18 protein-coding genes and 2 pseudogenes are annotated in these 19,720 nt (G+C 69.3%); 12 read left to right on the top strand and 8 right to left on the bottom strand.

The window, feature by feature from the left end:
* Positions 1 to 13 precede the first annotated feature (13 nt).
* Both AFB00_RS20100 and AFB00_RS20095 read right to left on the bottom strand, forming a co-directional pair.
* A complete protein-coding gene (locus tag AFB00_RS20100; protein ID WP_068798493.1) occupies positions 14 to 481 on the bottom strand; it encodes a hypothetical protein in 468 nt (155 codons plus the stop codon).
* Between the two features lie 114 nt (positions 482 to 595).
* Positions 596 to 1,879, bottom strand: a complete 1,284-nt coding sequence (locus tag AFB00_RS20095) for an IS256 family transposase (protein WP_068796251.1) — start codon at positions 1,877 to 1,879, stop codon at positions 596 to 598.
* 73 nt (positions 1,880 to 1,952) lie between these two features.
* Between AFB00_RS20095 and AFB00_RS20090 the strand changes: the two genes are divergently transcribed.
* On the top strand, positions 1,953 to 2,960 hold the full coding sequence (locus AFB00_RS20090; protein ID WP_068798492.1) for a PP2C family protein-serine/threonine phosphatase: 1,008 nt from the start codon (positions 1,953 to 1,955) through the stop codon (positions 2,958 to 2,960).
* Between the two features lie 411 nt (positions 2,961 to 3,371).
* On the opposite strand, the gene AFB00_RS35025 is transcribed toward AFB00_RS20090, so the two are convergent.
* From AFB00_RS35025 to AFB00_RS32180, 3 genes and pseudogenes are all read right to left on the bottom strand, one after another.
* Positions 3,372 to 3,500, bottom strand: coding sequence for a rhodanese-like domain-containing protein (locus AFB00_RS35025; protein ID WP_335726539.1), 129 nt, complete (start codon positions 3,498 to 3,500; stop codon positions 3,372 to 3,374).
* Positions 3,501 to 3,853: 353 nt separating this feature from the next.
* Entirely contained in the window at positions 3,854 to 5,263 is a 1,410-nt protein-coding gene (locus AFB00_RS20080; RefSeq protein ID WP_068798138.1) for an IS1380 family transposase, read from the bottom strand.
* 322 nt (positions 5,264 to 5,585) lie between these two features.
* Positions 5,586 to 6,483 (bottom strand): annotated as a pseudogene (locus tag AFB00_RS32180) (IS5 family transposase).
* A 200-nt stretch (positions 6,484 to 6,683) separates the two neighbouring features.
* On the opposite strand from AFB00_RS32180, the gene AFB00_RS20065 reads away from it, so the two are divergent.
* The 3 genes from AFB00_RS20065 to AFB00_RS20055 are packed head-to-tail and all read left to right on the top strand — an operon-like array spanning position 6,684 to position 9,527.
* Complete coding sequence (locus AFB00_RS20065; protein WP_156819654.1) at positions 6,684 to 8,411, top strand: CocE/NonD family hydrolase; 1,728 nt, start codon at positions 6,684 to 6,686, stop codon at positions 8,409 to 8,411.
* Positions 8,371 to 8,661: a transposase gene (locus AFB00_RS20060; RefSeq protein WP_060710840.1), complete on the top strand. Its 291-nt coding sequence runs from the start codon at positions 8,371 to 8,373 to the stop codon at positions 8,659 to 8,661. The genes AFB00_RS20065 and AFB00_RS20060 overlap by 41 nt, the downstream gene beginning before the upstream one ends.
* A complete protein-coding gene (locus AFB00_RS20055) occupies positions 8,658 to 9,527 on the top strand; it encodes an IS3 family transposase (protein WP_068798489.1) in 870 nt (289 codons plus the stop codon). The genes AFB00_RS20060 and AFB00_RS20055 overlap by 4 nt, the downstream gene beginning before the upstream one ends.
* Here AFB00_RS20055 and AFB00_RS20050 read toward each other — a convergent pair whose 3' ends face one another.
* Positions 9,528 to 10,358 (bottom strand): HARBI1 family protein, encoded by an 831-nt coding sequence (locus AFB00_RS20050; RefSeq protein WP_068796054.1) that lies wholly within the window; start codon positions 10,356 to 10,358, stop codon positions 9,528 to 9,530.
* 417 nt (positions 10,359 to 10,775) lie between these two features.
* On the opposite strand from AFB00_RS20050, the gene AFB00_RS20045 reads away from it, so the two are divergent.
* From AFB00_RS20045 to AFB00_RS36365, 3 genes and pseudogenes are all read left to right on the top strand, one after another.
* Positions 10,776 to 11,441, top strand: a complete 666-nt coding sequence (locus tag AFB00_RS20045; protein WP_068798488.1) for a DJ-1/PfpI family protein — start codon at positions 10,776 to 10,778, stop codon at positions 11,439 to 11,441.
* 826 nt (positions 11,442 to 12,267) lie between these two features.
* Positions 12,268 to 12,459, top strand: a pseudogene (locus tag AFB00_RS36370) (transposase); the annotation flags it as partial.
* An 86-nt stretch (positions 12,460 to 12,545) separates the two neighbouring features.
* The gene (locus AFB00_RS36365) at positions 12,546 to 13,178 is read left to right on the top strand and encodes a transposase (protein WP_442965818.1); all 633 of its coding nucleotides are present in this window, start codon (positions 12,546 to 12,548) and stop codon (positions 13,176 to 13,178) included.
* Here the strand turns inward: AFB00_RS36365 and AFB00_RS20035 are convergent.
* Both AFB00_RS20035 and AFB00_RS20030 read right to left on the bottom strand, forming a co-directional pair.
* Entirely contained in the window at positions 13,112 to 13,729 is a 618-nt protein-coding gene (locus AFB00_RS20035) for a S8 family serine peptidase (protein ID WP_197519600.1), read from the bottom strand. The two genes, AFB00_RS36365 and AFB00_RS20035, sit on opposite strands and share 67 nt — an antisense overlap.
* 100 nt (positions 13,730 to 13,829) lie before the next feature.
* Positions 13,830 to 14,699, bottom strand: a complete 870-nt coding sequence (locus AFB00_RS20030) for an IS5 family transposase (RefSeq protein ID WP_068795877.1) — start codon at positions 14,697 to 14,699, stop codon at positions 13,830 to 13,832.
* 891 nt (positions 14,700 to 15,590) lie between these two features.
* On the opposite strand from AFB00_RS20030, the gene AFB00_RS34180 reads away from it, so the two are divergent.
* The 5 genes from AFB00_RS34180 to AFB00_RS20015 all read left to right on the top strand — a co-directional run bounded on the left by AFB00_RS34180 (position 15,591) and on the right by AFB00_RS20015 (position 19,546).
* Entirely contained in the window at positions 15,591 to 16,043 is a 453-nt protein-coding gene (locus AFB00_RS34180) for an IS5 family transposase (RefSeq protein WP_060710991.1), read from the top strand.
* A complete protein-coding gene (locus tag AFB00_RS35020) occupies positions 15,967 to 16,314 on the top strand; it encodes a transposase (RefSeq protein WP_231974465.1) in 348 nt (115 codons plus the stop codon). The genes AFB00_RS34180 and AFB00_RS35020 overlap by 77 nt, the downstream gene beginning before the upstream one ends.
* Before the next feature lie 108 nt (positions 16,315 to 16,422).
* The gene (locus tag AFB00_RS20020) at positions 16,423 to 17,856 is read left to right on the top strand and encodes an IS1380 family transposase (RefSeq protein WP_068796312.1); all 1,434 of its coding nucleotides are present in this window, start codon (positions 16,423 to 16,425) and stop codon (positions 17,854 to 17,856) included.
* Between the two features lie 213 nt (positions 17,857 to 18,069).
* Positions 18,070 to 18,303, top strand: a complete 234-nt coding sequence (locus AFB00_RS32170; protein ID WP_083276091.1) for a transposase — start codon at positions 18,070 to 18,072, stop codon at positions 18,301 to 18,303.
* A gap of 139 nt (positions 18,304 to 18,442) precedes the next feature.
* On the top strand, positions 18,443 to 19,546 hold the full coding sequence (locus tag AFB00_RS20015; RefSeq protein ID WP_197520039.1) for an IS110 family transposase: 1,104 nt from the start codon (positions 18,443 to 18,445) through the stop codon (positions 19,544 to 19,546).
* Positions 19,547 to 19,720 lie beyond the last annotated feature (174 nt).

The raw sequence follows: 19,720 nt of genomic DNA, 5'->3' as shown, positions 1-19,720 counted from the left end.
CGACGAGGACGCGTCACAGCTGCGCGAGCACGACACCGCGGGTGAACACGTTCGCCGTGAGCAGATCGAGGAAGGCCAGCGGCGCGCGTTCGAGCGCAGCCAGATGCTGCTCGCCGCGTCGCAGGCGTTCACCGCCACGGAGACCGTGGCTGATGTGCGCAGCCAGATCACCGAGCTGCTCACCGCCGAGCTGGGCCCGATACACGTCGAGATCGCGACCCTCGACGGTCGTGGCCGGCTCACCACCGACCCCGCGGAGACCGGCGAGGCCGGGGAGGCCGGGGAGGCCGGGGAGGCCGGGGAGGCCGGGGAGGCCGGGGAGGCCGGGGAGGCCGGGGAGGCCGGGGAGGCCGGGGAGGCCGGGGAGGCCGGGGAGGCCGGGGAGGCCGGGGAGGCCGGGGAGGCCGGGGAGGCCGGGGAGGCCGGGGAGGCCGGGGAGGCCGGGGAGGCCGGGGGGGGAGGCCGGGGACGGTCTCGACACCGGCGCCGGTGGGGTGTCGGTGCCGGGCTCGCCGATCGCGCTGGTCCTCGAGCGCCGCGGGAGAGCCTGTCACGGTTCCCGTGTAAGCCACGGGTGACTGATGTGGTTAAGCTATCACAGAGGAAGTCGTCCAGGGAAGAGGACGACCAGGGTGTTCAGGGCTGTTTTCCAGCCATGTGTTCCGGTTCCGGACTCACCTCCTCTCTTGCTCGGAATGTTCCGCAGGCCGAGGTAGAGTAGCTTCATCGCCGCCTCGTCCGACGGGAAGTGCCCGCGAGTCTTTGTGATTTTCCGGAGTTGGAAGTTGATGGATTCGATGGTGTTGGTGGTGTAGACGATCCGCCGTAGTTCGGGCGGGTAGTCGAGGAACGGAATGAACTCGTTCCACGCACGACGCCAGACGTCGAGCACTCCCGGGTACTGTCGTCCCCACTCGGTGTCAAGATCCTTCAGGGCGAGCTCGGCGGCCTCGACGGTGGGCGCGGTGTAGATCGTCTTCATGGACTTCACGATCTTCTTCCGGTCCTGGTAGGACACGAACCGCATCGCGTTGCGGATCACGTGCACCACGCATGTCTGGACGACGGCGTCGGGGAAGACGCTGGTGATGGCTTCAGGAAGACCACTCAGGCCATCGCAGCAGGCGATCAGGATGTCGCGCAGCCCGCGGTTGCGCAGCTGGGTGAGCACCGCGTGCCAGAACTTCGCGCCCTCGGTCTCGGCGATCCAGCAGCCCAGCGCGTGCTTGCGGCCCTCGACGTCCACGCCGATGACCAGGTGCGCGCTCTTGATCGTGACCGCGGCCTTGTCCCGGATCTTGATTCGGATACCGTCGATATAGACGATCGGGTAGACCTCGTCGACCGGCCGATTCCGCCAGATCTCGATCTCGTCGGTCACCACATCGGTGATGTTCGAGATCAGTTCCCGTGACGCCTCCACCCCGTACACTTCGAGCAGGTGCGCTTCGATGTCGCGGGTCGACATTCCGCGGGCGTAACAGGAGAGCACCAGCTCGTCGATCTGGCCGACCCGACGGGCGCGTTTCGGCACGATCTGCGGCTCGAACTCGCCATTCCGGTCCCGCGGCACGCTGATCGTCACCGGCCCGTTCGTGGTCGACACCTTCTTGGTAGCGCTGCCATTACGCGAATTGCCGGTACCGTGTCCGGCGGGGTCGTCGCGGTCATAGCCGAGGTGGTGGGTCATCTCGGTCTGCAGCGACCGTTCGAGCACGGCCTTGGTCATCTGGTTGAGCAGTCCGTCGACGCCGTCGATCGGGGTACCGGCGGCCTTCGCATCGGCCAACAGCGCGTCGATCGCCGACGGGTCGAGCGCCTCGGCAAGCCGGCGGGCAGCCGCGGTCTCACCGTCGGGATCGGGTTGGTTCTCGCTCACGTGGGTGTCCCTCCCGACCGCCGTGTTGATCACTGCGGTCGATCTTGGTCCACCCGCGGCTTACACGGCTCGCGTGACACGCCTCCGCGGGATCCTGCACTACCCGGACCAGGCCGCGTTCGACCGATCCCACCCGGGGCCAGGCGGGGACGACGTGCGCGCACGAGAGCTGGGCAGCGTCGTCGTCGCTGCGTTGCCGGCACCCGGGCGGATCATCGGCGCGATCCTGCTGGGCTGGTCACGTCCCCACGCGGTGGAACCGACCGATCTGCTGTACATCGCCACGATCGCCGGGTACGCCGGGCAGGCGATGGGGCGGGCCCGGCGGTTGACCCACCGCACCACCGTGGCGCACGAGATGCAGAACGCCATGCTCACCGAGCTACCCCGCACCGGTGAGCTGGCCATGGCCGCCCGCTACCTGCCGGCCGACTCCCGGGAGAACGTCGGCGGGGACTGGTACGACGCCGCCGCGCTCACCGACCCCGACCGTCCCCACGACCACACGATGATGCTGTCGATCGGCGACATCATCGGACACTCCCTGACCGCGGTCACCCTCATGGGACAGGTGCGCTCGATGCTGCGCCAAGCAGCAGTCGATCATCCCGGCGGGCCACCCTCGCGGATTGTCGAAGCCTTCGAGACCGCCAACGAACAGTTCGACCTCGGCGCCGCCGGGACCGCCGTCGTCGCCCACCTACGACGCTCGCCATCCTCTGACTGGTCGATGACCTGGACCAACGCCGGGCACCCACCACCGATACTGCTGCACCCCGGCCGGTCCCCTCGGCTGCTCGACGCCCACGACCTCCTGTTCGGGTTCAAACTCAGCAGACGGGGACAGCGCACCGACCACCACCTCACGCTGCAGGGCGGATCGACGGTGTTCTTCTACACCGACGGGCTCGTCGAACGACGCGACAGCGACCTCGACGCCGGCACACAACGACTCATCGACACCCTCGCCCCACTCAGCGACCAAACGCCGCAACAGATCGTCGACACCGTCATCGCCCAGCTCGTCACCACCGCCCCCGACGACGACGTCGTGGCCTTCGCCGTCCGGATCCCGGACTAGCCACAGGCCTCCGCCCCGACGACACGTTCGTCGTGTTTGTCGTGTGCTCGTGCAAGGTCGTCACCAGCATTGTGCCGGGCTCGGGTACGGCATCATCAGGCACGTGGGAAACCCAGTTCAGAGCCGGTGGCACACCGCAGCGCGACACGACGACGAACATCGCCTGACCGGACGTGAGCATGAGGTGCGCGTCCCGGCCGAAGATGGGGATCGAGACGGTGAACTGGTGCGCGGCCTGAGCACGCAGTGAGCCTTTTTCAACCTGCCGTTCCGGCAGCTCAGGGGCCTGGTTGTGTGGGTGCAGACGCCGAGCTGGCGAGCCGGTGACCTGTGCAGCTGTGGTCAGAGCAGTTGCGCTGCAACCTTCGCGATCTCCTGACGCAGAAGCTCGCTGGTCAGGTTGAAAAAGGCTCAGTGTGGCCTACGGCAGTAGGCCACGACGACCGTGGTCGCCTCGGCAAGGCGACGTTCCAGCTCGTCGGCCGGGATGGACACCGCGCCGGGGATGTGTCCCGCGGCGTACTCCTGTGGCGGCCGCACGTCGAAGACCGTCGCGCAGCCGTCATGCACTCGGGTTCGGCGGACGTCGGCCACGCGGCCCACCACGGAACGTGGTCACCTGTAACAGCACGGTGCGCGCCAAACGGAACCTCCGAAGACATCTCTCACCGGTTCGTTTACAAATTGCTAGTATCCGGAGGACTACTCTCCCCCATCGCGCTAGCCCGGATCTTTCGTCGGGCAGTCCCGGCTTGATCGACACCGGTGCTCGTCGGTGTGGTGGCGCTGATTCTGCCTGGCGGGTGTGACAGTTCAGCCGAGGTCGCTCGGGTGGGCGCCGGTTTCCACTGGTCCGGTCGGGGTCCTGGGTCGTCGTGACGGCGGGGTCGGGCTCAGCCGGGGACGGCGAGTGCGCGCAGCCGGGCGAGGCCTTCGCAGAGCAGCCTGGCCCAGGGTGCGTGGGCGGGCAGGTGCAGGACGGTTCGGCGGGCGTGCCGGGCTCGCTGTGCGGGCTGGGAGAACAGCCGCAGCCGGAGTCGTTTCGGTTCCCAGCGCCGCGCCGGGTGGTCGGTGTAGGCGAGCATCTGCGCCCAGGCGGTGACCTCGCAGGCGAGCGCGACAACGGCCTGCCAGATCCGGTTCTGGTCGAGCTCGTGCAAGGGCAGGTTGGTCAGCCCGGTGTCCTTCGCCGCCCGGATGCGGTCCTCGGCGCGGGCCCGGCGGCGGTGTCGTAGCTCGAGGTCGGCGAGTTGGCGGCCCGCTCCACCGGGGTGTGTGTTGGTGGCGAATGCGGTGTAGCGCAACCCGTCCGGGTCGGTGATCCGTAGCTGCGCGCCGGGGTGCGGGCGCTCGCGGCGGACGATCACCCGCATCCCTTTCGGCCAGGAGGTCAAGTTCATCAGGCCGGTCGCCTCGATGACCCAGGCTCCGGGACGGGGCTCGCGGTCGGCATCGAGCGCGGTCTGCCAGTCCGTGGCCGGGAGCGCGGCGAGCTGGTCGACCAGAGCCTGGGACAGCCCGAAGCCGACTGAATAGGACAGACGCTGCCCGGCCAGCCAGTCGAGGAGCTCATGCGAGGCACCTGCGCCGTCGACCCGGATCAGAACTTTGCGGCCGGGACGGTTGCCCGGGCGGTGGTCGGGGAGCTGGCGCAGCGCCGCCCGGATGACGGTGACGTGGTCGGTGGCGGTGTTCGACCCGGCGTTCCCGGGGCGTAGCAGCGCCGCGAGAGGCTCACCGGTCCCGGCCGCGCCGTGGTCGCAGAACGCCCACAACGGATGGTGCCCGAAGCCCTTCTTGAACGTCGGTGCGGCGCCCTGCTTGTCCGAGTGGGCGGTGATCAGGGTGGCATCCACGTCGATGACCAGCGGGTTCGCCGCGTCCGTCTGGTGGTCGGGAGCGGCGGAACCGGCCAGCGCCCACACCTTCGCCCGAGCCGTGGCGCGGGCGGCATCGATCGCCGCCAACACCGCGGTCGAGTCGGCGGCGAGGCGATCTACCGTGCGGGAGACCGTCGGGTCTGAGGCCACCGGACCGAACAGAGCGGGCTCCGCACGCAACAGCGCGATGTCGGACAGGCAGTCCCCGCCGGCGGCCAGCGTCAACGCGAGATCGAGCAGGACCTTCGCCGGGTCGTGCACCGCCAACCGCGGCCGCCACGGTTCCAACGCCTGCGACAGAGCGTGGTCGAGCCCGACCTTGCCGATGGTCTCGGTCAGCAGCCTCGTCCCGGCATGCGACACCACCGCTGTCGCGGCCGTGTCGATGTCCGGGCACGAGTAGAACCCGATAGCCTTCTTCACCTGGAGGGTGCTCCTGATTCGCGCGGATACGGGACCTCAGCAATCCCCATCCTTGCTGGTCAGTGGCACCCTCCAGCCTTCTGACACGCCCCGCTCGGCGAACCGCGATGAAAGCCCCGGGCTAGCCACATCGATGGCCTCTACGCTCGCTAGCATGCCCGGAAAGAAAGTACGCACTGCATTCGCCGGTGTGTCCAACGTCCTGATCAGCGACGGGACGTCAGCCATACTTGTCGATGGCTTCTTCTCACGGCCGTCGCTGCTGAAGATGGCCACCCGCGTCTCACCGTCTCGGCGTCGGATCGACGAGTGCCTGCGCCGCCTAGGGTGTGTCTCCCAATGCGCGGAGCCAGGTGACGATCGCCTTCAGGACGGCGCCGCCGCGGAAGGTCAGGGCGAGCTTGTCGTAACGGGTGGCCAGCCCGCGCCACTGCTTGACGTGGCAGAACCCGCACTCGACGACGTTGCGGTTTCGGTAGTCGACCGGATCGAATGCGGGCGGTCGGCCGCCGCGTGAGCCGCGTCGTTTGCGGTGTCCCTGCTGGTCAGAGGGCTCCGGAATGACAGCGATGATCCGGCGCTCGCGCAGGTGCCGGCGGATCGCGCGTGAGGAGTAGGCCTTGTCCGCGCGCACGCGTTCAGGCCGGGTCCGGGGTCGTCCCGGGCCCGGTCGGGCGATGCTCAGGCGCGCCATCAGGTGCGGAAACATTGGCGAGTCGCCGCCCTGGCCGGGGCCGAGGAGGACCACCAGCGGGCGGCCGTGCCCGTCAACGAGCTGGTGGATCTTCGTCGACAGCCCTCCGCGGGACCGTCCCAGCGCGTGATCTGCTGGTTCGGCGAGCAGATTCGTGTAGTTCGATCCGGCCCCCTGTGTCGCGCTTGAGGGTCGCGGCGTGCTGGTGGGCACGGATGATCGTGGAGTCCACGCTGACCGCCCACCCGAGCACCTCGGCGGCGTCGGCCTCGACCAGAAGAGCAGCCAGGATGTGGTCCCAGGTGCCGTCGCCGCTGTAGCGGCGGTGCCGCTTCCACAACGTCTGCCACGGCCCGAACTCGGCTGGGACGTCGCGCCAGGGAAGCCCGCACCGATACCGGTAGATGATCCCCTCGAGCACCCGGCGGTCATCGCGGAACGGGCACCCGCGACGACCCTCGGAAGAGGGCAACAGCGGCGCCAGACGGGCCCACTGGACATCAGTCAGGACAGCGGTACGCGGCACCGATCAAGCATCGCGCACCCCGCTCCGCCTATCTGGGAGACACGCCCTAGCCGCGATGTTGCAGCTGCGGGTGCTGCACGATCACGTCGGGTGAGTTGGTGCGTGGGCACCGATGTCGCTGACGGTTTTCGTTCGTCTCGACGACACAACGGTGCTGCCGTCCCGACACACTGGTCGCACCGAGTGGGAGGAGACCGGCCGTGAGTATCCCGGAGCCGAACGTGATCACCGTCCGGACCGCGATGCGTGACGGTGCGGTCCTGGTCAGCGACGTCCTGCTGCCCGAGGGCCACGGACCGCACCCGTTGTTGCTGACCCGCACCCCCTACGGCCGGAACCACGCCGGTGTGCTCGCCCACACCCGGCACTTCGTCGCCCACGGCTACGCCGTCGCGATCCAGGACGCGCGGGGACGGGGTGCCTCCGAGGGCATCTACACGTTCTTCACCGACGAAGGTCAGGACGGATACGACACGGTTGAGGCGCTGGCGGTCGAGCCCTGGTGCGACGGTCGGGTCGGCATGTTCGGCGGGTCCTACATGGCGACGTCGGCCTGGCTGACCGCGCGTGAACGGCCGCCACACCTCGTCTGCCTCGCGTGCGCGTCGGCCGCGGGACGTATCCCGGACGAGCTGCCCGCACAAGGCGGCGCTCTGCTGCTGGAGTGGTCCGTCATGTGGGAACGCGTGATGTCCGGGCGGCTTGCGACCGACCCTCCGGAGGTCGAACGCCGCCGTCTGCTGGACCTGCGGCCGTTGTCGTCGTTGGCCGCGCACCTTGGTGGCCCGACTCCGGCGTTCGACGCGTTCGTGGCCCACCCGACTCTCGACGACCACTGGCGCCACATCCGGTTCACCGACGAAGACTTCGCCCGGATCGACCTTCCGGCGTTGCACATCCTCGGGTCCTTCGACGAGGACCAGCCCGGTGCGATGGTCTACTGGCGCGGCATGCGCCGGCACTCGCCCGCCCGCGACCGGCAGTCTCTGCTGTGGGGGCCCTGGACTCACGCCGCGTACGCGTTCGGCTCGGTGATGTCGTTGGGCGAGTTCACGTTCACCGACGACGTCCTGATCGACTTCGCCGACGCGCAGCTGTGGTTCTTCGAGCGACACCTCGCCCGGACGCTCCCGAATGAGCCGACTGCCCGCGTCTACTACACGGGCTGCAACATCTGGCGGGACGAGCCGGACTTCCCCCGCCCCGACACCGACGAGCGCCTGCTCTACTTGCACAGCGGGGGACTGCTGGACGAACGGCCGCCGACGGACGAGCCCGACGACATCTACCACTACGACCCCGACGATCCCGTGGTGCCGCAGGGACTCGAAGGGCAGCTCTCCGAGCAGCGCGGGACCGACCAGCGGTACCTGGAGGAACGCCCGGACGTCCTCGTCTACACCTCCGCTGTGCTGCACGCGCCGGTGACCGTACTGGGGAACGCGCTGGTCGAGCTGTACGCCGCCACCGACGGCCGTGACACCGACTTCACCGCCCGCCTGCTCGACGTGCACCCGGACGGCCGGGCACTGCAGTTCGGCCCCTGGTCACTCGGCGGCGTCGTCCGGGCGCGCTACCGCAACGGCTTCGAGCACGAGGAGCTGCTGGAGCCCGGGGCGGTGCAGCGCTACCGCATCGACCTGCGCGACCTCGCCCACACATTCCTGCCCGGACACCGCATCCGCCTCCACGTCTCCAGCAGCTACGCCCCCGTCATCCACCCCAACCCCAACACCGGCGGCCCGATCGCGGACGAGACCGACCACCGCGTAGCCCGCCAGCACGTGATCCACCGGACGGGGGCGGCCTCCCACCTCGTGCTGCCCGTCGTGCCGACACTTTGCGGTTCCCCCATGATCGGGGAGGCATCAGCTATAAGGGGTAGCGATGCCAGAGGTACGGAAGCGCTACGACCGGGAGTTCCGTGACGGAGCGGTCCGGGTCGTGGAGGAGACGGGCAAGCCGATCGCCCAGGTCGCCCGTGACCTGGGGGTCAACGAGGGCACGCTGGGCAACTGGGTGGCCCGTGCACGAGAGGCCCGCGAGGACACCGAGGGCCTGTCTCGCGGCGGCGTCGAGGAGCTCAAGCGGCTGCGCGCGGAGAACGCCGAGCTGCGGATGGAGCGTGATGTCCTCAAGCGATCCGTGGTCCTGTGGGTCAAGGAGGCGACGAAGTGAGCGTGGCCCGTTTCATCGCCGACCAGAGGACCTTCCACCGGGTGCCGCACACGCTGGCCTGCGCCCTGTTGGGGGTGTCGATCTCCTGGTTGTACAAGTGGCTCGACCGCGCCGCGCGTTCCGACGGTGGTGCCACCGCGACCGAGAAGCGCCGCTGCGCGTTGGACGCCGCCGTGGCCGTGGCGTTCGACGACGCCCAGCGGCTACACGGCTCACCCCGTCTGCACGCCGACCTGTGTGAGGCCGGATGGCGGGTGTCGGAGAAGACCGTGGCGGACTCGATGCGCCGCCAGGGCCTGGTCGCCCGCCGGATCAAGCGGCACAACGGGCTGACCCGCCAGGACCGCACGGCGCCGAAGTTCCCGGACCTGCTTCGTCGGGGTTTCACTGCGGCCGAGCCGAACCGCAGATGGGTCGGGGACATGACCGAGATCCCCACCGCGGCCGGGAAGTTGTATCTGGCCACGGTGATCGACCTGTACTCGCGGCGGCTGCTCGGCGCGGCCACGGGGCTGCACCCGAACGCCGAGCTGGCGTGTGCGGCGATCCGGATGGCGGTGGCGGCCCGCGGCGGGGCGGACCGAATCGCCGGGGTGATCTTCCACACCGACCGCGGGTCGACCTACACCGCGGGCGCGTTCACCGCTCTGTGTCGGCGGCTCGACATCCGTCAGTCGATGGGCCGGGTCGGGTCGTGTTTCGACAATGCCGCGGCGGAGGCGTTCTTCTCCAGCCTGGAGTGGGAAGTGCTGTCCCGCAACGACTTCGACACCATCAGTAGGGCGCGGGCGGCGGTCATCGACTGGTGTTACGGCTTCTACAACCACCGGCGGCGACACAGTGAGGTGTTCTCAGTAGCGTGGTGATCATGTTGTGCGGTCGTATTCGGTGTGGAGTAACACGAGCGCGGCTGCGGTGATCGCGCCGGTGCGCCAGGGACAGAGGGTGACTCGCTGTAGCGTTGCGAAGGTGGTCTTGAGCAGGGCGTTTGCTCGTTCGGCGAGTGCTCGGGTGGCTGAGTGCAGGCTGTTGACGGTGCGCTGATCGACTGTTCGGCCGCCGGCGGGGATGGGTTTGATCGGCACGGTGAGTCGGTGGGCCTCACCTTCGTAGCCGAGATCGCCCAGCGCGGCGTGGTCATCATCGATCCAGTGATCGAGGTCTTCGAGCAGACCGGGGTGGGCTCGGGCACAGGTCACGTCGTGTTCGCGCCCGGGTCTTCCCGGGGATGTCCATAGCGGCCATCCATCCGGGGCGGACACGACCTGGACGTTCCCGCCGTGGCGGTGGTGTTTACCCGACCACCACAGGTCGACCCCCGCGGTGGGGCCGAGCGCGCGGCAGCGGTCGGTGGCGATCAGGGTGCCGTCCAGGTGAACGTGGGTGTGTCCGGCGAGGCGGGCGGCGAGCAGGGCACCGTGCAGCCCGGGTGCGGCGCTGGCGAGGACGTCGATGCCTTCGTGCAGGTAGCGATAGGTGGTCGCGGTACTGATCGCGTTGTCGCGGGCCAGGTGCCGGACCCGGGTGGCGTCGCAGAACCAGCGGATCACCAGCACTGCCTGGGCGAACGGGGTCAACGCCCGCCGCCGGGGGCGGGTACCGCGGCGACAGCGTTGAGCGGCCAGAAGCCGAGCCAGGTAGGCCACGGTGTGCTCCCCGATCGGGAGGACAGCGGTGTAGGTGACAGGATCGGACATGCGGGGCCTCGGAGAGTTCGTTGATCTTGGTCGACCAACTGCTCTACCGGGGCCCTGCCCCATGTCCTAGACATCTCCACTCCCTCGGCGTGTCGCAGCGGAACGACCACCACTACTGAGAACACCTCAGTGAGCCTTTTTCAACCTGACCAGCGAGCTTCTGCGTCAGGAGATCGCGAAGGTTGCAGCGCAACTGCTCTGACCACAGCTGCACAGGTCACCGGCTCGCCAGCTCGGCGTCTGCACCCACACAACCAGGCCCCTGAGCTGCCGGAACGGCAGGTTGAAAAAGGCTCAGTGCCGCCGCCGGGCTCTCACCGATCAACTACGAGAACGCCGCCCTCACCCGAGACGCGGCATAAGAACCCTCCACGATCTCGGGGGAACCGCAACCGGCCCCCAGAAAGGACCCCTCCCATGACCGACCCCCTACGGGTGACCGTGCTCCTATTCGACGGCGCCGAGGAGCTCGACGCGTTCGGCCCCTGGGAAGCGCTGAAGTTCTGGGCGACGCTGGGCACACGTCCGGTCGAGGTCCGCTCCGCCGGCATCGCGGCGGGACCGCTGCGATGCAGTCTCGGGCTGACCGTGACCCCCGACGGCACGATCGACGACGACCCGCCGCCGGACATCCTGATTCACCCCGGCGGCGGGGGCGTGACCCCCCTCATGACCGACGAGGCCCACCACGCGCGGCTGCGCGCGCTGTCCGAGCAGGGGGCCGTGCTGGCGTCCGTCTGCAACGGAGCCCTCGTCTTGGCCGCCGCGGGGCTGCTGGACGGGCGGCAGGCAACCACCCACTGGGTCGCCGCCGACGAGCTCCGCGCGCAGTTCCCGACCGTCGACGTCCAGGAGGGCCGCCGGTGGATCGACGCAGGCCCGGTCGTGACCGCGGCCGGTGTCACCTCGGGCATCGACCTCGCGCTGCACCTTGTCCACCGCTTCGACAGTGTCGAGACCGCTCGCGCCATCAGCGGGATGCTCGACCACCCCTGGAGCCCGGACGCCGACGCCCGCGCGACCCCGGCCGAGAACTTGGAGCATGCCCGCACGGCGGTGGCCCCGCTGCTGGGCGAGTCGTAGCGGGCAACCGCTGCCACCCGACAACCGGTCCGCCCCCGGACGACGTCCGTGCCGGAGCGAGACCGCGATCCGCGACGCCACCCGGATCGCCTCCTGCTCGGGACGCGACGATCGTTGTCGTGCTCGGGGGCACCACTTACCGGCTTACCCACGCCCGGCCCCCGGGTGTCGTCCGTGGATGGGGGCCGGCGCTGGTGAAGCCGGCGACGGCTTCACCAGCGCCGGCGGGGCCCGAACCTCCGCTGTGCCCCCGGGGGGATTCGGACAGGTTCTGAGACGGCTGACAAGCAGGTTCTGATGTTGACGGCTGCTGTCACGGTGCAGCGTCGTCGTCGGCGTGATGCCGGACGTCACGGCCGTGATGGGTGAGCGCTGAGGCCCTCGGGGGCCCAACTCGCCGCCGAGCCCCCGAGGTTGGGGTTATGGGTCATGTCGCCGGGGCGACATGACCCATAACCCCAACCTTGTTCACAGCTCCGACCTGCGGATACTCGATCTCGCCGATAAGTGATCATCAGCTATCGGCCGTTCGCGCACCGACGAGCGGCGTTGCCGGGCCGCCGCGTGGACTTCTCGACCGTTTCCGTCTGTGGGCCCAACTCATGGGAACGAGAATGTTGATCGCCAACGAGATCACAGCGTTGTGGTGGGGTGTCAGAAGATCGCCAGGGCCGTCGGCGTGCTGGCGGTGTCGTGTGGTGACGGTGCGACGGTGAGTAGGAAGGCGTGGCGCTCCAGGTCGTCGCAGATTCTACTGAGAGCGTGTTTGAGAAGGGTTGGCGTGTCTGCGTGACCACAGGCCCGTGGTGATCCACTGTGGGTGGTGATGACTCGACGTCGTAGGCGGTACCCGTCGGACACCAGTGACGAGCAGTGGGCGGTGGTCGAGCTTTTGTTGCCCGCGCCGGAGACCGGAGGGCGCCCGGAGAAGCATCCGCGTCGTGACGTGGTGGATGCGATCCTCTACGTGGTCCGGGCCGGATGCGCGTGGCGGGCGCTACCGGCGGACTTCCCGCCCTGGCAGAGGGTGTACTGGTACTTCAACCGGTGGGAGCGGCAGCGGGTCACCGAGAAGATCCTGCCCATCGTGCGCGGGCAGGTCGGGTGGCCGAAGGGCGTGATCCCGAGCCGAGCGCGGGGATCATCGACTCCCAGAGCGTCAAAGGGTCCGACACCGTCGGCACCCAGTCGCGCGGCTACGATGCCGGGAAGAAGGTCAACGGCCGGAAGCGGTTCATCGTCACCGACACACTCGGGTTGCTGCTGACGGTGATGGTCTGCTCGGCCGGGCGCCAGGACCGTGACGGCGCGAAGACCGCGCTGCTCGGCGCCTACCTGGCCACCGCGGTGCGGTTCATCTTCGCCGACGCCGGCTTCGCCGGACGCCTGGTCGACTGGGCACAGACCTTCCTGCGCACAACGATCGAGATCGTGCGTAAACCCGCAGGCCAGCGAGGTTTCGTGGTCATCCCGCGCCGGTGGGCGGTCGAACGCAGCCTGGCGTGGCTGACCGCCCACCGCCGGCTGGCCCGCGACTACGAACGCCACCCGGCCACCTCCGAAGCCATGATCCGCTGGGCCGCGATCAACACCATGACCCGCCGCCTCGCCCGCGGCGGACCCGCCACGCGGCAGCAACGACGCAGGTTCACGCCTACAACCCGATCTTCTCAAACACGCTCTAAGCAGCGGGAAACCTTCACGGCCCGGATGTTCGCCTTGGGTGCCACGCCGTAGTCCTTCGCCCCGACGACGCCGGCGACCTTGGTGCCGTGGCCGCTGCAGTCGTCCCGTGAATCGTCGATGGTGTTGGTCTCGAGCGTCGCCCGGCCCTCGAACTGCTCGTGTTCAAGGTCTATACCGGAGTCGAGGATAAACACGTCCACCCCTTCCCCGTCGGCGGTGTGTTCGTACTTGCCGTCGAGAGGGAGGTCGGGTTGGTCGATCCGGTCGAGTCCCCAACTCTGGACGGCCGGCTCACCGAGGCGGTCCCACGGCACGACCGGCGGGACGAAAGGAGTGATCGGGGGCGCGGCAGCCCCCGGACCCTCTGTGTCGATCACCTTATCCGGTTCGACCCCGACGACACCGGGAACACCCTGTAGCCGAGTGACCTGATCCAGGCTCAACGTGGCGACGAACCCGTACACGGCCGAGTCGAAGACGACTCTCGGCTGCACGCCGACGGCGGCTGCTGCCTCGCGTGTCTTGTCGACGGACTCCGTTTCCACGAGGTACTCACCCGGCGCTGTCTGGGCGGGAGCCGTTCCCGGTGCGACCGGGGACACCGCTTCTCCCGCGAAAGCAGATGGCGCCGCTGCGAGTACCGACATTCCGAGAGTCGCGATGAGGACTGCTGCCATAGGTCTCAGAGAGTGTTTGAGAAGATCATGTTGAGGGTGTGACTACGTACTTCTGCTGGCGTCGGGCGGGTTCGCCACGGGCGATGCGGCGGGTGATGGTGTTGATCGCCGCCCAGCGGATCATGGCCTCGGACACTGCGGGGTGGCGTTCGTAGTCGCGGGCCAGGCGGCGGTGTGCGGTGACCCAGGCCAGGGTCCGCTCGACCACCCACCGCCGCGGGAGGACGGCGAATCCGCGCTGCTCAGGCGGTTTGCGCACGATCTCGACGCTGGTGTGCAGGATCGTGGTCGCCCAGTCCAGCAGGCGCCCGGCGAACCCGGCGTCGGCGTAGACGAACCGCACCCTCGTGCGCAGGTAGAGGTCGAGCAGGATCGACTTGGCGCCATCGCGGTCCTGCACCGACGCCGAGCACACCATCGTGGTCAGCAGCAGGCCGAGGGTGTCGGTCACGATGAACCGCTTCCGACCGTTGACCTTCTTCCCGGCGTCGTAGCCGCGGGTGTCCCGCCCGACCGTGTCAGCGCCCCTCACCGACTGCGAGTCGATGATCCCCGCGCTGGGTTCGGGGTCGCGGCCCTCATCAGCGCGTAGCTGACGGCGCACGATCGGGAGGATCTGCTCGGTGACCCTCTGCTGCTCCCACCGGTTGAAGTACCAGTACACCGTCTGCCACGGCGGGAAATCCACTGGTAGAGCCCGCCACGCGCACCCGGCGCGCACGACGTAGAGGATCGCATCCACCACATCACGGCGCGCGTGCTTCTCCGGCCGGCCTCCCGCCCCCGCCGCTGGCAGCAGCGGCTCGATCAACGCCCACTGCTCATCGCTGGTGTCCGAGGGGTACCGCCGCCTACGCCGAGCCACTCCTCCACGATGGACCACACCCGGACGCATCCAGCGCAGACACGCCGACCCTTCTCAAACACGCTCTCAGAGGAACCTTACCACCTAACATGGTTGCCATGTCAAGCACGTTAGACGACGGAAGGGCTTCGCGCTAGCGTGTCGTCCACTCCGACAGGCTCGGGGATCCGAGTTTTACATCGAACGAACCAATGGATATCGGCATTTAACGTCATTGAGCCTTTTTCAACCTGACCAGCGAGCTTCTGCGTCAGGAGATCGCGAAGGTTGCAGCGCAACTGCTCTGACCACAGCTGCACAGGTCACCGGCTCGCCAGCTCGGCGTCTGCACCCACACAACCAGGCCCCTGAGCTGCCGGAACGGCAGGTTGAAAAAGGCTCATTGTGTTGCCATATGTATCATGTCGTGGGCCACCGACTGCCTCGCTGTGCCGGGTAGTGCAGGCGGGCCGGAGTCTCTCGATCGAGTCGCCGGAGTGGACCAGTGAAGAATGCCGCCGAACGGACCGCGTGCCCGGCGCCAGATAGGGCTGTCCGCGTCTCGTGGCGCGCTCGGGTGGGGGCGGCGGAGGCCCCTCACTTTCCCGCCGTCCCGAGGGGGGACGAAGCCAGCCGCATAACCGGCCCGAGACCGGTCAGGGGCAGCTGTGCGACGTCGTCGTAGACGGGGAGTCGAACGGCTGGGACGGCGTGGTCTGGATGAGGCTGCCGGGCGGGGAGTAGGTCGGCGTGGACTGGTTAGCCGAGTATGAAGGTCGGCCGGTGTCCGGGCATCGTGTCGCCTCAGGCCCGGCGAGTTGAGTATCGGACAGCTCGCCGGGCCGTTCCCTCCCGTGCTTGAGTCACTCGGTCTTCCACAGCTCCGGGAGGGCTAGGGCGTGTCTCCCAGATAGGCGGACCGGGGTGCGCGATGCTTGATCGGTGCCGCGTACCGCTGTCCTGACTGATGCCCAGTGGGCCCGTCTGGCGCCGCTGTTGCCCTCCTCCGAGGGTCGTCGCGGGCGCCCGTTCCGCGATGACCGCCGGGTGCTCGAGGGGATCATCTACCGGTATCGGTGCGGGCTTCCCTGGCGCGACGTCCCAGCCGAGTTCGGGCCGTGGCAGACGTTGTGGAAGCGGCACCGCCGCTACAGCGGCGACGGCACCTGGGACCACATCCTGGCTGCTCTTCTGGTCGAGGCCGACGCCGCCGAGGTGCTCGGGTGGGCGGTCAGCGTGGACTCCACGATCATCCGTGCCCACCAGCACGCCGCGACCCTCAAGCGCGACACAGGGGGCCGGATCGAACTACACGAATCTGCTCGCCGAACCAGCAGATCACGCGCTGGGACGGTCCCGCGGAGGGCTGTCGACGAAGATCCACCAGCTCGTTGACGGGCACGGCCGCCCGCTGGTGGTCCTCCTCGGCCCCGGCCAGGGCGGCGACTCGCCAATGTTTCCGCACCTGATGGCGCGCCTGAGCATCGCCCGACCGGGCCCGGGACGACCCCGGACCCGGCCTGAACGCGTGCGCGCGGACAAGGCCTACTCCTCACGCGCGATCCGCCGGCACCTGCGCGAGCGCCGGATCATCGCTGTCATTCCGGAGCCCTCTGACCCGAATCCGCGAGTTGCGCTGGTGGCCGGACTGGGGAGATGGCGATAGGTGCCCGCTGACCTGCGATGATCGTGTTTGCGACGACACGACATTGCGGGTTGAGAGGACACCTATCAGGTGCGAACAGTACGCAAGCGACGCCCGCGGTGTGCGCGGGTGCGTCTCGGCGCGCCGGACGCGGCGCTGACCAGGTTCTCCGGGCTGGCCGCGGTGACCGAGCTGATCGACCGGCTCGGGATCATCGACAAGCTCGACGCCGCGGTCGGGCCCATCAAGGACCGCGACCGCGGGTGCAGCGCCGGGCAGATGCTGGTCGGCATGTCGGCGGCGCAGCTGTGCGGGGAGGACTTCCTGGTCGGGCTGGACCGGCACCGCGCCGACACCGCCGGGCAGGCACTCACGCCGGTGCCGGGGTTGGCGTCCACGACCGCCGCCGGGCTCGCGCGCAAGTTCATCGAGGGGCAGTGGGCGGCGGTGGAGACCGGGCTCGGTGACGTGCACACCACCGCGCTGGACCTGCTCGCCCAGGTCGACCCGGACCGGGCCGAGCAGCTGACGGCGGACGTGACGATCGATCTGGACACCACCGATGTCGAGGTTTACGGCCGGCTCAAGCAGGGCGTGGCGTTCAACCACCAAGGCCAGCGGGTCGCCCGCCCGCACGTCGCGACCTGGGCCGACACCGCGGTGGTGCTGGCCGCTGACCTCGGTTCGGGCCGGGATGACCCCCGCGCCACCAGCGCCGAGCTGTTCCACCGGGCGCTGGCCGCGCTCCCCGCGCAGGCGCGGGCGGGGCGAGTCCGCGTGCGTGCGGACGCGGGCTACTTCGCCGGGCAGCTCGCCCGCGCAGCCCTGTTCGTCGGCGTGGAGTTCGCCATCGGCGCCCGACGCATCGCGCCGCTGTGGCGCATCCTCGACGGCGTCGCGGCCGACGGGTGGACCGACGCGATCGACATGACCGGCGCGCAGGTCGCGGTGGCCGACTATTGCCCGAACTGGTGGCCCGCAGCGACCCAGCTGCTGATCCGTCGGGTCCGGCTCGACCTGGACCACGGCCAGGTCTCCGGTGACCCGCGAGCGCGGCGCCGACGCACCCTGCACCCCGCCCAGCGGGCGCTCCCGCTCGACGACCTCGCTACGGTGGCCAAGGTCGACGGGGTGTTCGCCTACTCGTTCATCGTGACCAACCTCGACGTCTCCACACCTGCCGCAGCCGCGCAGGCCGAGTACTGGTACCGCCACCGCACGAAGGTGGAGAACCTGTTCCGCGACACCAAGCACGGCGCCGCGCTGCGCCACCTCCCCTCCGGACACCTCGCGGTGAACCGAGCCTGGATGTGGGGCGCACTCCTGGCCGCCACCACCAGCGGGTGGCTGCACCACCTCACCGCCCGCACCCGCGACGGGCGCCTGGTCGGGCACGGCGTCCGCGGCGGCCAGGCCATGATCGCCACCCTGCGCCGGCGGCTGATCACCATCCCCGCCCGCCTCGTGCGCCACGCCCGCGGCCTCACCCTGCGCCTACCACCCGGCGAGCACCTACTCGCCGAGGTCCTCGCCCGCGTCCGCGCCCTGCCCGCTCCGTCCTGACCCGGCCGCACCGGCCCCGACCAGCACAGGAACCCGCCACCCGAGGCGACACTCGGGCCGCCCGCTTGCCCACCACCCAACTCCCGACCCAAGCAACATCAACTTTGGCCGACCAAGATCAGCTCATAACCTACTCGCGGATTCGGGTCAGAAGGCTGGAGGGTGCCACTGACCAGCAAGGATGGGGATTGCTGAGGTCCCGTATCCGCGCGAATCAGGTCTGACCAGCAGGGACACCGCAAACGACGGGGCTCACGCGGCGGCCGACCGCCCGCATTCGATCCGGTCGACTACCGAAACCGCAACGTCGTCGAGTGCGGGTTCTGCCACGTCAAGCAGTGGCGCGGGCTGGCCACCCGTTACGACAAGCTCGCCCTGACCTTCCGCGGCGGCGCCGTCCTGAAGGCAATCGTCACCTGGCTCCGCGCATTGGGAGACACACCCTAGCCCACGATCCGCGGCGCGCATCATCTACCCGAGGTTGCGGGACGCCGCACTAGACCGTATGGAGGCCGGCGCCTCCGCTCGTAAGTTGGCGCGGGTCGCCGTCGTTGGGTGACGGTGCCGCATTTACGGGGAGGCGCCGGTGTCGGGCGAGGGTACGTGGGTCGGGTTGGACGTCCATGCGCGATCAGTGATCGGTTGCGCGATCGAGGAGAGTGCAGCTGAGATCCGGACGCAGCGGATCGGGGCGCGGACTGAGCAGATCGTGGAGTGGGTGCGTGCGCAGCCCGGTCCGGTGATGGCCTGCTACGAGGCCGGCCCGACCGGATTCGGGCTGGCGCGGGCGCTGCGGGCCGCGGGTGTGGCCTGCGAGGTCGTGGCGCCGTCGAAGATCGAGCGACCGTCCGGGGACAAGGTCAAGACCGACCGGCGCGACGCGGAGCGGCTGGCGCGGTTGCTGCGGATCGGTGAGGTCCCCGGGGTGCGGGTCCCGACCGAGGCCGAAGAAGCCGCCCGGGACCTGGTCCGGGCTCGCGAGGACTGCCGCAGCGACCTGATGCGGGCCCGCCACCGTCTCTCCAAGCTGCTGCTGCGCCAGGGCCTGGTCTGGGACAACACCGCCTGGACCGCCGCGCACGAGGTCTGGCTGCGCAGTCACCACTTCGACCGGCGCGGTGTCCAGCTCGCCTTCGACGAGGCCCTGGATGCGGTGTTCACCGTCCATGCCCGCCGGGCTCGGCTCGACGCTGCGATCGTCGAGATGGCCGCCAGCGACCCGGTGTTGGCCGGGCCGGTCGGGCGGCTGTCGTGTCTGCGGGGCGTCTCGACGCTGACCGCGACCGGGCTGTGCGTCGAGGTCGCCGACTGGCACCGGTTCACCGGCGCCACCATCGGCTCCTACCTCGGGCTGGTGCCCTCGGAGTTCTCCTCCGGGTCGCGGCGGGTCCAGGGCGGGATCACCAAGACCGGTAACTCGCATGCCCGGCGGCTGCTGGTCGAAGCGGCCTGGCACCACCGCCGCCCGCTGCGCCCGAGCCGGGAACGGGCCCGACGCGCCGATGGGCAACCCGCCGTGGTCCGCGACCGCGCCGACGCCGGGAACCGGCGCCTGCACCAGCGCTGGACCCGCTTGGACCACCGCAACAAGCGACCGACCGTGGCTGTCGTCGCGGTCGCCCGCGAGCTCGCCGGCTGGTGCTGGAGCCTGGCCACCCTCGAGGAAACGGCCGCAGCGAGAACCGGCTGAGCCTCTGGCTCGGCCGCCACAGACCCCGGCGGGAGTCGGGAGAGGATGCAGGCAGCGCGAGGAGCGACCCGCGATACAGCTATGAGCAGCTCAGCCCCGATCAGCTCGGGACGAGGCGACGCTCGCCCCTAGACTCGCGGAACGCTCCCGACGAACACCCGGTCATGCGGTGAC

The organism is Pseudonocardia sp. HH130630-07 (assembly GCF_001698125.1).
Taxonomy (GTDB): domain Bacteria; phylum Actinomycetota; class Actinomycetes; order Mycobacteriales; family Pseudonocardiaceae; genus Pseudonocardia.
This window is presented reverse-complemented; position numbering and strand designations above follow the sequence as displayed.